At 51.3% G+C, this 14,156-nt stretch carries 15 protein-coding genes and 1 pseudogene; 4 read left to right on the forward strand and 12 right to left on the reverse strand.

What is annotated here, in order from left to right:
* Positions 1-21 precede the first annotated feature (21 nt).
* The 4 genes from GJ1_RS05575 to GJ1_RS05590 all read right to left on the reverse strand — a co-directional run bounded on the left by GJ1_RS05575 (position 22) and on the right by GJ1_RS05590 (position 5,191).
* Positions 22-630 (reverse strand): DedA family protein, encoded by a 609-nt coding sequence (locus GJ1_RS05575; RefSeq protein WP_066229568.1) that lies wholly within the window; start codon positions 628-630, stop codon positions 22-24.
* Between the two features lie 244 nt (positions 631-874).
* The gene (locus GJ1_RS05580) at positions 875-2,074 is read right to left on the reverse strand and encodes an ornithine--oxo-acid transaminase (RefSeq protein WP_066229571.1); all 1,200 of its coding nucleotides are present in this window, start codon (positions 2,072-2,074) and stop codon (positions 875-877) included.
* 58 nt (positions 2,075-2,132) lie between these two features.
* Positions 2,133-3,680, reverse strand: coding sequence for an L-glutamate gamma-semialdehyde dehydrogenase (gene pruA, locus GJ1_RS05585; RefSeq protein ID WP_066229574.1), 1,548 nt, complete (start codon positions 3,678-3,680; stop codon positions 2,133-2,135).
* A gap of 98 nt (positions 3,681-3,778) precedes the next feature.
* Positions 3,779-5,191 carry an amino acid permease gene (locus tag GJ1_RS05590; protein ID WP_066229576.1) on the reverse strand — a complete coding sequence of 471 codons (1,413 nt, stop codon included), beginning with the start codon at positions 5,189-5,191 and terminating at the stop codon, positions 3,779-3,781.
* A 236-nt stretch (positions 5,192-5,427) separates the two neighbouring features.
* Here GJ1_RS05590 and GJ1_RS05595 point away from each other — a divergent pair, with 236 nt between their 5' ends.
* Entirely contained in the window at positions 5,428-6,801 is a 1,374-nt protein-coding gene (locus GJ1_RS05595) for a sigma-54 interaction domain-containing protein (RefSeq protein WP_066229578.1), read from the forward strand.
* Positions 6,802-6,931: 130 nt separating this feature from the next.
* Here GJ1_RS05595 and GJ1_RS05600 read toward each other — a convergent pair whose 3' ends face one another.
* The 3 genes from GJ1_RS05600 to GJ1_RS05610 are packed head-to-tail and all read right to left on the reverse strand — an operon-like array spanning position 6,932 to position 8,854.
* The gene (locus GJ1_RS05600; RefSeq protein ID WP_066229581.1) at positions 6,932-7,339 is read right to left on the reverse strand and encodes a DoxX family protein; all 408 of its coding nucleotides are present in this window, start codon (positions 7,337-7,339) and stop codon (positions 6,932-6,934) included.
* A gap of 18 nt (positions 7,340-7,357) precedes the next feature.
* Positions 7,358-7,957 (reverse strand): NADPH-dependent FMN reductase, encoded by a 600-nt coding sequence (locus GJ1_RS05605; protein WP_066229584.1) that lies wholly within the window; start codon positions 7,955-7,957, stop codon positions 7,358-7,360.
* 39 nt (positions 7,958-7,996) lie between these two features.
* Positions 7,997-8,854 carry a VOC family protein gene (locus tag GJ1_RS05610; protein ID WP_066229587.1) on the reverse strand — a complete coding sequence of 286 codons (858 nt, stop codon included), beginning with the start codon at positions 8,852-8,854 and terminating at the stop codon, positions 7,997-7,999.
* Between the two features lie 272 nt (positions 8,855-9,126).
* On the opposite strand from GJ1_RS05610, the gene GJ1_RS05615 reads away from it, so the two are divergent.
* From GJ1_RS05615 to GJ1_RS05625, 3 genes are read left to right on the forward strand one after another with little or no spacing between them, the layout of a single operon-like run.
* Entirely contained in the window at positions 9,127-9,453 is a 327-nt protein-coding gene (locus GJ1_RS05615) for a winged helix-turn-helix transcriptional regulator (protein WP_157068360.1), read from the forward strand.
* A 7-nt stretch (positions 9,454-9,460) separates the two neighbouring features.
* Entirely contained in the window at positions 9,461-10,225 is a 765-nt protein-coding gene (locus tag GJ1_RS05620) for a TatD family hydrolase (RefSeq protein WP_066229590.1), read from the forward strand.
* 43 nt (positions 10,226-10,268) lie between these two features.
* Positions 10,269-10,754 (forward strand): DinB family protein, encoded by a 486-nt coding sequence (locus GJ1_RS05625; RefSeq protein WP_245629340.1) that lies wholly within the window; start codon positions 10,269-10,271, stop codon positions 10,752-10,754.
* Between the two features lie 107 nt (positions 10,755-10,861).
* On the opposite strand, the gene GJ1_RS05630 is transcribed toward GJ1_RS05625, so the two are convergent.
* The 5 genes and pseudogenes from GJ1_RS05630 to GJ1_RS05650 all read right to left on the reverse strand — a co-directional run bounded on the left by GJ1_RS05630 (position 10,862) and on the right by GJ1_RS05650 (position 14,022).
* Positions 10,862-11,704 carry a DUF817 domain-containing protein gene (locus tag GJ1_RS05630; RefSeq protein WP_066229629.1) on the reverse strand — a complete coding sequence of 281 codons (843 nt, stop codon included), beginning with the start codon at positions 11,702-11,704 and terminating at the stop codon, positions 10,862-10,864.
* Positions 11,705-11,724: 20 nt separating this feature from the next.
* Positions 11,725-11,973, reverse strand: coding sequence for a helix-turn-helix domain-containing protein (locus tag GJ1_RS05635; protein WP_066229595.1), 249 nt, complete (start codon positions 11,971-11,973; stop codon positions 11,725-11,727).
* Between the two features lie 10 nt (positions 11,974-11,983).
* Positions 11,984-12,463: a DUF2975 domain-containing protein gene (locus GJ1_RS05640; RefSeq protein ID WP_066229599.1), complete on the reverse strand. Its 480-nt coding sequence runs from the start codon at positions 12,461-12,463 to the stop codon at positions 11,984-11,986.
* 321 nt (positions 12,464-12,784) lie between these two features.
* Positions 12,785-13,222 (reverse strand): annotated as a pseudogene (locus GJ1_RS05645) (zinc-binding dehydrogenase); the annotation flags it as partial.
* Between the two features lie 197 nt (positions 13,223-13,419).
* Complete coding sequence (locus GJ1_RS05650; RefSeq protein WP_083509950.1) at positions 13,420-14,022, reverse strand: kinase; 603 nt, start codon at positions 14,020-14,022, stop codon at positions 13,420-13,422.
* Positions 14,023-14,156: the final 134 nt, after the last annotated feature.

The raw sequence follows: 14,156 nt of genomic DNA on the forward strand, positions 1-14,156 counted from the left end.
GACAAAAGACGCCGGGGCATCTTATGATGTCCGGCGTCTTTTCCATAAACGCACAGCGGATGCTGCAAGCGCAATGGCTATCACGATGTAAACCACTTCAGCGTACATTCCAATCACTTCAGACACTTTCCCCCACGATTGGCCAAGCGCCGCGCCGATTGAGACTAACGCTGTATTCCAAATCAATGTGCCGAGCACTGACAGCCAGACAAACAGCCCAATGTTCATCTTCGCCATGCCAGCCGGAATGGAAATCAAGCTGCGCACGAGCGGAATCATGCGGCCAAGAAAGACGGCCCATACCCCATAGCGCTGAAACGTCCGGTTCGCCTTGGCGATGTCTTCCGGCTTCACCCGCAGCCATCCCCCCCAACGGTCGACCATCCGTTCAAGCCGCTCAACAGACAACAGCCGCCCGATTCCGTACAGCACCAATGCCCCGGCAACCGAACCGGCGGTCGCCGCCGCAATCACGCCAGGGACGGTCAATGACGTGTACGTTGTCATAAACCCACCAAACGGCAAAATCACTTCCGATGGAATGGGCGGGAAGATATTTTCCAAAGCGATCATGAGAAAAATGCCTATGTACCCAAATTGCTCCATAAAATCACTCATCCACGCCGGCATGACGCCGTTCCTCCTCCTTCCACATCGCCCGCATGTTGTGTATGTATGCGTGTCTCTTTTTGCTTATGTATGTGATCATGATTTTTTATGGTAATACAAAACATCATTGAAGGCAAAGAAAGTAGTGGCCCCCTTCTCACACCTTTATCTGAAAGTCTAACAAAAAGAGGATGGCCTAGAAGCCGCCAAACGGCCAAGGCATCCTCTTTTGGGGAACTATTCTATTTCTTTACAATAATTGGATTTATGATCGGGATAATACGCTGGCAATCCGTTCAAACGCCCAATCCAATTCCTCTTTCGTAATGATGAGCGGCGGCGCGAAACGGATGACCGTTTCATGCGTTTCCTTGCAAAGCAGCCCTTGCTCTTTCAGCGCCTCACAGTACGGGCGCGCCGGCACATGCAGCTCAACGCCGATAAATAAGCCGCGGCCGCGGATTTCTTTAATATCGTCGTTTTGAATTTGTTTTAGTTTCGCCAAGAAGTATTCGCCAAGCTCAAGCGAACGCGCCGGCAAGTTTTCTTCTTCGATAACTTCGAGCGCTGCGATCGACACCGCGCAAGCGAGCGGATTGCCGCCGAACGTCGATCCGTGCGAGCCGGGTTCAAACACCGACAAAATATCGCGGTTGGCGACGACGCAGGAAATCGGGAACACCCCGCCGCCCAACGCTTTCCCTAAAATATACATGTCAGGCACGACATCTTCCCAATCGCAGGCAAACAGTTTTCCAGTCCGTCCCAATCCCGTTTGGATTTCATCAGCGATGAACAAGACGTTGTTTGCCTTGCACACGTCATACGCGGCTTTTAAAAAGCCTTGCGGCGGAATGCGGATGCCGGCTTCCCCTTGGATCGGCTCGACAAGAAACGCCGCCGTATTCGGCGTGATGGCCGCTTTCAGCGCTTCTATATCGCCGTACGGGATGATTTTCACCCCTGGCAAAAGCGGTCCAAATCCGCGTTTGTACGCCGGTTCGGACGACAATGACACCGCGGCGAGCGTCCGGCCGTGGAAATTGCCTTCACAAACGATGATTTCCGCTTCGTTGTCCGGAACGCCTTTTACATCATACGCCCAGCGGCGCGCCGCCTTGAGCGCCGTTTCGACCGCCTCGGCGCCGGTGTTCATCGGCAACACCATCTCTTTTTTCGTCAACCGGCACACTTTTTCGTACCACGGGCCGAGCTGGTCGTTATGGAAAGCGCGCGATGTGAGCGTCACCCGGTCAGCCTGCTTTTTCAACGCCTCAATGATTTTTGGATGGCGGTGTCCTTGGTTGACGGCTGAATACGCGCTTAACATGTCCATATAACGGTTGCCTTCCGGGTCTTTCACCCATACCCCTTCGGCTTCCGAAATAACGATCGGCAGCGGATGGTAATTATGCGCTCCATATCGCTCCGTCTGTTCAATCAGCTGTTGCGATTTTGTCGCCATGCCAGTCCCCCCTTCGTTTTCTTCCTGATGGAAAAGGGCGGCCGCGGCCGCCCCGGCATTAAAACATTTCCGATACCGTTTTGGCTTGCATGTGAAGGATTAAATAGTCCGGGCCGCCTGCTTTCGAGTCAGTGCCCGACATGTTGAAGCCGCCAAACGGCTGATACCCGACGATCGCACCCGTGCAGCCGCGGTTGAAGTACAAGTTGCCGACATGGAACTCGTGCCGCGCTTTCTCGAGGTTCGCCCGGTTGCGCGAAATGACGGCGCCTGTCAATCCGTATTCCGTATTGTTCGCAATCTCAAGCGCATGGTCAAAGTCTCGCGCTTTCGCAAATGCCACGACCGGTCCAAAAATTTCTTCTTGCATGATGCGCGCGTTCGGGTCAACATCAGCAAACACGGTCGGCTGGATGAAAAACCCTTTCGAATCGTTTCCTTCTCCGCCCGTCATGAGACGGCCTTCTTGTTTGCCGATTTCGATATACTCCATAATTTTGTTGTACGCCCCTTGGTCGATGACCGGGCCCATAAACGTCGCTTGCTCCGCCGGGTCGCCGACGTTGAGCTGCTTCGTCAGCTCGACGACGCGGTTCAACACTTGGTCGTAGACATCTTGAACAACGATCGCGCGCGAGCACGCCGAGCATTTTTGCCCCGAGAATCCAAACGCCGACGCGACGATCGATTGCGCCGCCAGTTCGAGATCGGCTTCTTTATCGACGACGATGGCATCTTTGCCGCCCATTTCCGCGATGACGCGTTTCAGCCAAATTTGCCCTGGGTGCACTTTCGCCGCGCGTTCGTAAATGCGGATGCCGACATCGCGCGAACCGGTGAAGCTGATAAACCGCGTGCGCGGATGATCGACCAAATAGTCGCCGACTTCTGCGCCGCTGCCCGGAATGTAGTTCAATACACCAGCCGGAAGCCCCGCTTCTTCCAACACTTCGACAAATTTATACGCCACGACCGGCGTTGCGCTCGCTGGTTTTAACAGCACGGTGTTGCCGGTCACGAGAGAGGCGACGGTTGTCCCCGCCATAATGGCAAACGGGAAGTTCCATGGGGAAATGACAACGCCGACTCCAAGCGGAATGTAGAAGAACCGGTTCGTTTCCCCCGGACGGCTTTCGACCGGAATGCCGTCTTTCAACTTCAACATTTGCCGGCCGTAATATTCCATAAAGTCAATCGCTTCCGCGGTATCGGCGTCCGCTTCGCGCCACGGCTTGCCCGCTTCTTTCACCATCCAAGCGGAAAACTCGTGCTTGCGCCGGCGCACGATCGCTGCCGCCCGGAACAAAATATCGGCCCGCGCTTCCGGACTCGTCCGGCTCCAGGTGCGGAACGCTTCATCGGCCGTTTTCATCGCCCGTTCAGCCAGCTCTTTGTTCGCCTTCGCCACCCGGCCGACCACTTCCGTTTTGTTCGCCGGATTGATCGAAATGATTTTGTCTTCGGTCATGATGCGCTCGCCGCCGATCACAAGCGGATAGTCGCGCCCAAGCTCCGATTCCACTTTTTCGAGCGCCGCTAAAAACGCTTCGCGGTTCGCTTCCACGGTAAAGTCGGTGAGCGGTTCGTGTCTGTACGGCTGCACCATTTTGTCATCCTCCTTTTTTAAAAAGCAAAAAAATTTTTCGTTATAAAACGGTTTCATATTTATATTATGCAAATGATTATGGCATTTTTCAATTGTTTTTACTTGGCGGCCTCCATCTCCCTTTTTTCCACATGCAAAGGCTGAACCCGCTTTTTCGCCACAAGGTGGTAGTACCCGTAGCAAGCGAGCAAAAACGGAATGCCGCAGTAAAGGGCGATCCGTTGATCCGGGATAAACGCTAGTCCGACAATCGTCGCCATATTTAAGGCAAACGCGGCCAGCGGCACGAACGGATACAACGGCGTCCGGTATTTCAGATCGCGCACATCGCCGCCTTCGCGCAAAAACGCTTTCCGGCCGAAATAGCTTGACAGCGCGATCGAAGCCCAAACGGTCACGGCGCCAAACCCAGCGATCGCCGTCAGCCAGACGTACACCGTATCTTCCGCATACACGCTGCACAACAGAGACAAGCAGCCGATGGCAATGCTGGCAATAAGCGCATTGATGGGCACGCCGCGTTTCGATAGCTTGCTGAAAAACGGAGTGACCATGCCTTGGCGCGACATCGACCAGAGGACGCGCGATGTCGCATATAAGCCCGAGTTGGCCACCGACAGCACCGCGGTAATAATCACAAAGTTCATGATATCGGCCGCATACGGAATGCCGATATTGTCAAACACCACCACAAACGGACTTTCAACAACGCCGGCTTTCTCCCACGGAAACAAACCAGCCAGCACAAAAATGGCCAAAATAAAGAAGATCAAAATGCGCCATACGGTGTTGCGCAACGCAACCGGCACCGTTTTTTCCGGCTCGCGGCTTTCCCCTGCCGCCACGCCGACCAATTCCGTCCCCTGGAACGAAAAGTTCACGAGGATCATCGTCGTAAAGATCGCCCAAAACCCGTTTGGAAACAAGCCCCCATGGTCTGTAAAATTCGAGAAAAACGGGGCAGGTTGTCCATTTTTCATATGGACGACGCCGAACATTGCCGCCAACCCAAGGACAATAAAAGCGATGACCGTCAACACTTTCACGCTTGAAAACCAAAACTCCACCTCGCCAAACCCCTTGACTGACAACGCATTGATCAAAAACAGCAACAAAGCGAAGACGGCGCAAAACACCCATGTCGGCACATCGGGAAACCATCGTTTCATGAGGATGCTGACGGTGAGAAGCTCGATGCCGACCGTCACCGACCAGTTCAGCCATGAAAGCCAACCGATGCAGTACCCGACCGCCGGCGAGATGAATTTCGTCGCATACGTCTGATACGATCCAGCATCGGGAATGCGGACGGCCAATTCTCCCAATGAGAGCATTGTCAAGTACATAACAAGACCGCCGAATAAGTAGGCGACAACCGCTCCACCGGGTCCTGCTTCGTGAATGGTGTATCCGGACCCTAAAAACAAGCCGGTTCCGATCACCCCACCAAGCGCGATCATAAATAAATGCCTGCTTTTTAACTCCCTCTTCAATTCTTGCGATGGTTGCATCGAAATCTCTCCCTTCCCCATTTTATAGATTGCGCAACCGCTTACATTTTTATCAAACGAATGGCAACCCCTTCTATGCAAAATTATTTTTCATATCCTAATCTATCACATTTTTATTATGAAATGATTTTTTCTATTTTCAATATATTTAGCAAAAAATTTTTTCACACCGTTTCTCCCCCTTCCTTTCTCCCGTCCGCCTTATGCTATAATACAAAAAAAGAGAGGTGCTGATCGTGAACCGGGATATGGAAACGCTTTTATCGATGTACGAGCAAATTCTTGAAATGATCGACCTTGGCGTCCATGCGGTCGACCAACATGGAAAAACCGTCATTTACAACCGGAAGATGCGGGAGATCGAAGGAATGGACGTTGAGGACGTGCTCGATAAAAACATTTTAGACGTCTTCCGCTTCAACCCGGAGCAGCCGAGCACATTGCTTGAAGCGCTGCGCACCGGTGAAAGCATCCTAAACAAACAGCAAACGTATTTCAATAACAAGGGTCAAGCAGTCACGACCATCAATCAAACGCACCCGTTGCGGAAAGATGGACGCATCATCGGAGCAGTGGAAATCGCCAAAGACGTCACCAAATTTCGCAAGCTCATCCAAGAGCAGCACCAGCGTGGTGAAGCCGGTCGCACGTTTGCGGACATCATCGGCCAAAGCGAAGCCATGCAAAAGGCCATCCGTCTTGCTCGTCATGCCGCCCGCTCGGAAGCGCCTGTGCTGCTCATTGGCGAAAAAGGGACGGGAAAAGACTTGCTGGCTTCCTGCATTCACCACGAAAGCGAACGGCGATCCAAACCATTTTTTGCGCAAACGTGTTTGTCGCTTCCAGACGATTGGATCGAAACCATGCTGTTTGGCAGTGAAAAAGACGGCGAAACCCAAGTTGGATTGTTCGAACAGGCGGACGGCGGCACCGTGTTGCTTGACGATATCGATGCCTTAAGCCCGGCATTACAGGAAAAGCTCGTCCGTTTTCTGCAAGAAAGGCAATTTATCCGCGTTGGCGGCCGAAAACCGATCCAGGCCGACGTCCGCCTCATCGCCTCGACAAGCGGCGACCCGATTGACGCTGTTCAAGCGGGTAAGCTGCTTAAGCCGCTATACTATCAGCTTGCCGTCCATTGCATCGTCCTGCCGCCACTGCGCGAACGGAAAGAGGACATTTTGCCGCTCGCTATCCATTTCATCCGTCAAGGCAACGAGCGCTATGACCTACATGTCGAAGGACTCGGCGATGACGTGCAAGAGGCATTTCTCGCTTACAGCTGGCCCGGCAACGTGCGCGAACTTGAGGCGGTCATCTCAGAAACAATGGCGACGATGGAACAAGAGGAGACGATCACTCTCGCCCATCTGCCTGTCTCTTTTCGGGCCAAGCTCGCGCCCGATGATGCCAAAACGGACTTTTTATTTGATACGGAAGACATTTTGCCGCTTGACAAATACATGGAAGAAGTCGAAATTTACTACATCCGCAAGGCGCTGCAGCACCATGGCTTCAATATTACCAAAACGGCCAAAGCGCTTGGTTTGAGCCGACAAAACTTGCAATACCGCATCCGCAAGTATCAGATTGATAAAGAGTGGGGATGAACAGCAAGACAACGGAAAAAGAACGGCCGTTCAACAAAAAAGCACACGTTCGGAGTGATTTCTATTTTTTCCGCAACGTGTGCTCCCAAATGAATTCCCGGTAAAGAAGCGGGGAAATCTTGTCTTATTGTTAGTTCTTTGATGATTCAAAAAGTTTATTGTCCAAGGCAAATAGCCGGCTGCCGCTGAGGCAAAGGGCAACAGCCACGGACAGTAAAGCGACATCCAATTCATACCCCGCGGTTTGCCCGTTGCCCAAGAAACCGGCCGACAACTTAACGGTGAAAATTGCGCCAAACATCACGAATGCAAGCAGCGCCGAAATAATTCTTGTTCCCAATCCCAAGATTAAAGCCATTCCCCCGATTAGTTCAATGAAGGCGACAACATAACCGAAGAATCCGGCAACACCAATGCTTTCGAACCAACCGGCTACGTTGCCAAGACCCATTTGGAATTTAGCGATGCCGTGAATCAGAAACGTCACCCCTAAAACGACCCGCAAAATCAACAACGCCCATTCGTATTTTTGCGCCATTCTTCGTTCTCCTCCGTTTTATCGCACGGTTTTTAACGCCCGGCTCCATAATAAAAGCTCATCAAGCATCGCGTTGACTTGTTCAACATGGAACGCTTGAGGTTTAAACACCGTTCCATTCTCAAAATCTGTAAATAATGACAATGTCGGATGTGTACGGACATCAGCGATTTTTAGCTCGCCGCAAATTCCGCGCAAATGTTCAGCGGCACGGGCTCCGCCGGTCGAACCGTAACTGACAATTCCTGCCGCCTTGTTGTTCCAAGCTTCACGAGCCCAATCAAGCGCATTTTTTAATGCCCCGGTGATGCTATGGTTGTATTCCTGGACGATGAATACGAACCCGTCAAGACTAGCCAGTTTCTCGTTCCAAGCAGCAATGCCCGGCTCCGTTCCGTCTGTTGTTCCGAAAAACGGCAAGTTAAAATCAGCAATATCCACAATCTCGTAATGGGCATCCCCGCGTTGATCAGCAAGTTCTTTCACCCATTTTCCGACTTGCGGACTGACGCGCCCTTGCCGAGTGCTCCCTAAAATAATCCCGATATTTAATGTTTCATTGGCCATTGTTTGTTCCTCCTTCGTTTCCTTTTTCAGCAATTTATCAAAAAAACCCATGTTTTGCACCGCCTTTTTCTATGATGGAAGATTGCCTTCTTATGGAGAAACTTGCAAAAGTATACGATTCCCTGAAGGATCCCATGTCGTCAATAGCCCATTTTCTTCCTTGACAGAAGCACCGATTTCCCTCAAACCGGCAGCCACTTTTTCCTTTGCCGCTTCATCCGGCAACATCAGTGTAAATGATTCAAGGCCAACGCTGTTCGCTGGCGGCATCGGCGCACCGACGCCATTCCACGTATTCAAGCCAATATGGTGATGGTACTTTCCTGTCGAAAGAAATAGCGCCTGGCTTCCGTATCGATTGACAACGTCGAATCCTAACCCCTTCGTATAAAACTGTTCAGCACGTTTTAACTCCGAAACGTGCAGATGAATATGCCCGATTAACGTCCCGAGCGGAAGACCATGCCAAGCCCCCCCTTTTCCTTCAGCCATCAGGCCTTTTACATCCAACGGCTCCGTCGACATAGCCACCTCCCCGTTCGCCCATCTCCATGTGGAAGACGGCTTGTCGGCATATAGTTCGATTCCATTTCCATCCGGGTCAGCCAAATAAATGGCTTCGCTCACCCAATGGTCAGCGCCCCCTTGCAGCGGATAGCCAATGCGAAGCAAATGGCCCAACACTCTCCCTAAGTCAGCCCGCGTCGGAAGCAAGATCGCAAAATGGTACAGCCCTGTTGTCCGGCCCTGCTTCGGAATGACGTTTTCCGGCTGTTCAATCGACAACAAAACCGTTTGGCCATCGGTGGTAAACAACGCCTCTCGGTCCGTTTTCTTCCACACTTTAAAGCCGATGACTTGTTCATAAAAATCGATAGAACGCTCGATATTTTCCACCTTGATGCTGACTCGGCTGACGAACGTTGCCGGCTTGCTATGGAAAGTCATGTCTCCACCTCCTTATCATCATTAGATACAAGTTAACATTAACTTACTTTATGTAAGTTAGTATATATTTATAATTTACTTAAGTCAAGTTAATTTATCTATAAAATATAATTAAGTTATCCTGTAAAATCAGTTACAATATGAACAAAGCACAAAAGTTCAATTGGCTTCATTCATTCTTCTGACTTCATTCATTCTTCCTCTGCCAAACTTAGGTGAATGAACGTCATTATTGTCCAGCCGCCGAAACGGTTTATAATAAAGGTAAGGAGATGATCGAATTGGATAAAACGCTTTGTCCTCGATTTGAAAAAGCCATGGGATTATTAAGCCAACGATGGACGGGATTGATTATTTACCAGCTACTCGCCGGACCGCAGCGTTTTTGCCATATTGAATCCGCAGTCGGCGTCAGCGGCAGGGTCTTATCAGAGAGGTTGAAGGATTTGGAAAACGAGGGGATTGTCAAACGGGAAGTGTTTCCGGAGACTCCGGTTCGCATTGAATATTCGTTAACAGAGAAAGGGCGAGCCCTTGAACCGGTCATGCGTGAAATTGAAAAATGGTCAAAAACGTGGCTTACGGACAACGGAGTATAACGCAGCCATGATCGATGCCCATATCCATCTCGACCAATATACAAACATCAGCGAACAAATCGGACGCTGGCAAGAGGCCGGCATCACCGGCGTCGTCGCCGTATCCACCGATTTGCGTTCAAGCTACCGGACGCTCGAGCTGAAGCAGCGATTCCCTTCGTTCGTTTACGCCGCCATCGGCTTTCATCCCGAACAGCCGCTGCCAAGTGAAGCCGATTGGAACGAATGGACGGAGCTCATCAAGCAAGAGCGGCGGCTGTTGTCGGCCATCGGCGAAGTCGGGCTGCCATACTATTCGGCCGAAGCGTGCGCCAAGCTGCCCGCGTATCAAGAACGATTGGAAGAAACCGCGACCATCGCCGTGGACGCCTCCTTGCCGCTCGCCCTTCACGTCGTCTACGACCGCGCCGAAACCGCTTTGTCCATTTTGCGGCAAGCCGGCGTCCGACACGCCCATTTCCACTGGCTGAAGGCGGATCCAGCTGTGGTCAAACAAATCGTCGAGTGCGGCTACTATATTTCCGTCACGCCGGAAGTGTGCTACCGCGAGCGCGACCAAAAGCTGTTATCCCTCGTTCCCATCGAGCAGCTGCTTCTCGAAACCGACGGCCCATGGCCATTTGCCGGTCCGTTTGCCGGAAAGCCGACGACGCCGTTATGGCTGTTGGACTCCGTGCGGGCCGTGGCGGCACACTATGGCCAAAATATCGAACAAGTCAAAACCACCGTCACGGCGAACACAAAATGGCTTTACGGCTTGCCGCCCGTGTAGTACGATGGAAGCAAATCCTGATTCGGAAAAGAGAGAAACCATGATGGATCATCATGAGCACGTGCGCCAGCAGCTCATCGAGTGCGTTTCCGGCCTCTCCGATGAACAACTGAACACCCGGACAGCAGATGGGACTTGGACCATCGCCCAAGTGCTTGAACATTTGTACTTAATCGAAACATCGATCGCCGCCATGATCGCCCATACATTGACGCATGGCGTGAGCCAGCCCGTCGAGGAGAAACCGATCCACTTGACCGTTGACCGTTCCCAAAAAGTAGAGGCGCCTGATTTCGCCCGCCCGAGCGATCGCTTTTTCTCTTGGCGTGAGCTGGAAGAAAAATTGCGCCAATCGCGGCAACGGTTGCGCCAAATCGCCGAGCAAGCCAACCCGGCTGATTGGGAAGCCAAAGCGTTTCCACATCCAATTTTTGGGCCCTTGAACTTGAAGCAATGGGTCGAATTTGTCGGCTACCATGAACAGCGCCACCTTGCCCAAATTGAAGAAATCAAGGCACAGCTCCCGTGAGGAACGAGCCGCCCATAAAGAAAAAGCCGAGCAGCGGCCAGCCAATTCCCAGCCCTGCTCGGCTTACAACTATTTCCCATCTTCAAGTGAACGCTCCATCGCTCCTGTCACAGGGATTGTTCGTTATGGAGATATCTCCCCTTCACTTGCTTTAACGTCGCCACGATGAGAAAACTGACAATGACGAGCAAACACCACGAGCTCACTTTCCCCACATGGACAAGGCTCCACGCCTTCGCTTGGTTTGGATATTGCCAAGCGCCAAAAAAGGTGGCGATGTTTTCCGCGATCCAGATGAAGAATCCGATCAGCAAAAAGGACAGAACAAGCGGCATCCGGTAGCGGACTCCCCCGACCTCATAGATCACCCATGACCGCCAAAAGACGAGCATGACCAGCACTGAGAGCCACCAACGAACGTCCACCCAATAATGGTGGGTGAAAAAATTCAAGTAAATCGCCGAAGCGAGAGGAACAACCATCCAAAACGGCGGCCATTGCACCAACTCCACCTTCAGCCTTCTCCATGCCTGGCAAAGATAGCTGGCAACGCTCGCATACATAAACCCGCTGTACAGCGGCACGCCAAACAGTTTCGTATACCCCTCTTCCGGATACGACCACGAACCGATGTGCACTTTAAACAGCTCCAGCACAAGCCCAATGGCGTGAAACAAGGTGATCACCTTGAGTTCATCACGCGTTTCCAGCCCTGATCGCACCATCCACCATTGCATAAAAAGGCAAATGACGAGCAGCCAATCATACCTTGGCAGCAGCGGGAGCGGCGCGAGCTTCGTCAGCGCCAACGACGCAAAAATGACGACCGGAAACACGCATGATAGCGTCTGCTCCCAGCCAAAGCGGATAAGCTGCTTCAATGCCCTGACGATGGTCCACTGCTGCACCCTAACAACCAACGGCTGACAAAGCGGATCGCTGTGCACCATCGCCCCATATTCTTCTCCTTTCAACGGTCACCCCTCCCTACCTTTACGAATTTGCCCCCCTCTTCCTCGCTTCGGTACTCTAAAAGATCACCTGGCTGGCAGTCGAGCGCCTTGCAAATGGCTTCCAACGTCGAGAAGCGGATCGCTTTCGCCTTCCCGTTTTTCAAGATCGACAAGTTCGCCATCGTAATCCCGACTTTCTCCGACAGCTCGGTGACGCTCATTTTCCGTTTGGCCAACATGACATCCAGATTGACGATAATCGGCATGCCATCCACCTCAAATCGTAAGCTCATTTTCTTGTTTGATTTCAATCGCTTGTTGCAGCAGCTTTTGCAAAACCGCAGCGAAAACAGCGATGACAAGCGACGCAAACGGCACGAGCAGACCGACGAAAATGACGCCCGGAGCGTCGTCTTTCTCAGCGAACAAGTAAAACAGCGGCAAGGCGAGCAGATGCAGCCCGCTGATGGTCACAGCACAGTATTTGATCGCCTTTAACGCTTTGACCGATGACTCGGAAAACACGTCGTTTCGGTCAATATAAGTCAACAACCGGAACGCTTGGTACAGCGCTACATAAAACGGCAGCGCGGATGCATCGAATACAAGGAAGACGAAAAATTTGATCCAAGCGTATTTCGGCAGCAGCTTCGCGGCCACATCGCCGAGCACAGGCACTAAAAAGATGCATAACGCAAGAACCGGAAGGCCAATCAACACTAAAGCCACCTTTAAAAATAACGTTTCTCGTTTCATCCAAACACCTCACTGACTGGTTTTCGACTTTATTGTAATTATTCATTTATCGTTTTTCAATAAATAATTATTGATTTTTATTAAATTTTTGTTGTAAAACGTGCCAACCAAAAAGAAAGGGCATTCCCCGCACGGGGGAACGCCCGATCACAAACGTTGATGCAACTGATCCTTGATCTTTGATCATTTCACAACCGTATTCACTTCAATGCTGCTGGCTACCAATCGATTCGCTTTCCATCCCGGAAAAAGCCGCCGTTCGGCCCGTCAGACCCGATCTCCGCCAGCCAAAGGATCGACTCGGCCGCTATTTTGTTAGGATTACTCATTCTTCATCGTGCTAATATCAATGACAAACCGATACCGGACATCAGAGGCAAGGACGCGCTCCCACGCTTCATCGATTTGGTCGGCGGAAATGACCTCGATCTCAGGAACAATGCCGTGTTCCGCACAAAAATCCAACATTTCCTGCGTTTCGCGAATGCCGCCGATCATCGATCCAGCGAACGACCGGCGCTGCGGAATGAGCGAGAAGACATTCAAAGACAGCGGCTCGGCAGGCGCACCGACGTTCACCAACGTGCCATCGAGCGCCAACAGTGAAAGGTAGGCGTTAATATCAATCGGCGCGCTCACCGTATTGATAATGAGATCAAAATAACCAGCGAGTTTCGCAAACGTCTCCGGATCGCTCGTGGCATAGTAATGATCGGCCCCAAGGCGCAACCCGTCTTCTTTTTTCTTCAACGTTTGCGAGAAATTATGGAGAGATCAGGGCGGCACATCGCCATTGCTAAACAAAAATAAGCAGGCAAAATCGCATGCCTGTTGCCTTGAAGCCTCAACTTGCGGTGCAGTAACCCTTATGATCTGTCGGTTCATGGCTGAGCCAAAGACGCGAATGCGTTGCGGATCAGCCTCTTTTTTTGTGTAACAGGCAATGACTCTCCCCATTACGACATATCGAAAACAACGTCCGCGCGCTTGATCGGCTCTTCTGTTTGCAAATAATAGTCCTCTGCTTTCCAATATCGGTTCATGAACTTCTGGATGTTTTGTTTCACGTGATCCTTTTCACGAGAAAACCGAATCTCCCGCGGACAATCCAAATAGGCTACGAAATCCAAAAACGGCTTCCAGTCTCTCCTCTGCAGGAAAACGCCCTCGACCAGGATGACGTCCGAGCCAGAAAGGCGAACTATTCGCTTCGAGTGCGCATCAGCCTCATGATCATAAAACGGCAGGGTCAACTGGTGGGATGCTTTGAGTTGACGGAACAACTGATGCGTTAGCCACTCTACATCCCACTGTAAATAATAATATTCAAACCATTCCTCGTTTCCCGTATGATAACGTTTGGCGCGCTCGACAATATGATCATCCATGTGAAAAACACACACGGAGACGCCTTGCTCCTGCAGCGTTTGACTCAACTGATTGGCTAATGTCGTTTTGCCCGATCGGCTTAGTCCATCAATCCCAAGGACCAATCGTCCAGCTGTTTTGATCGCCGAAATGGACTTGCATAAGAAGTCGATGCGATCACGCAACCCCATCTCCCCCCTACACGTCTCTCCTTTGCCAAATTTCCGTGCTTTTTTCTGATAAAAACATTATAAAGACGTATTACTATAAAAGCAACACAGAGACGATGATTAGTCGCGCTAACAAAACCGTTCATTAATGAAAT

It is taken from the genome of Geobacillus jurassicus NBRC 107829, from assembly GCF_001544315.1.
GTDB classification, from domain to species: domain Bacteria; phylum Bacillota; class Bacilli; order Bacillales; family Anoxybacillaceae; genus Geobacillus; species Geobacillus jurassicus.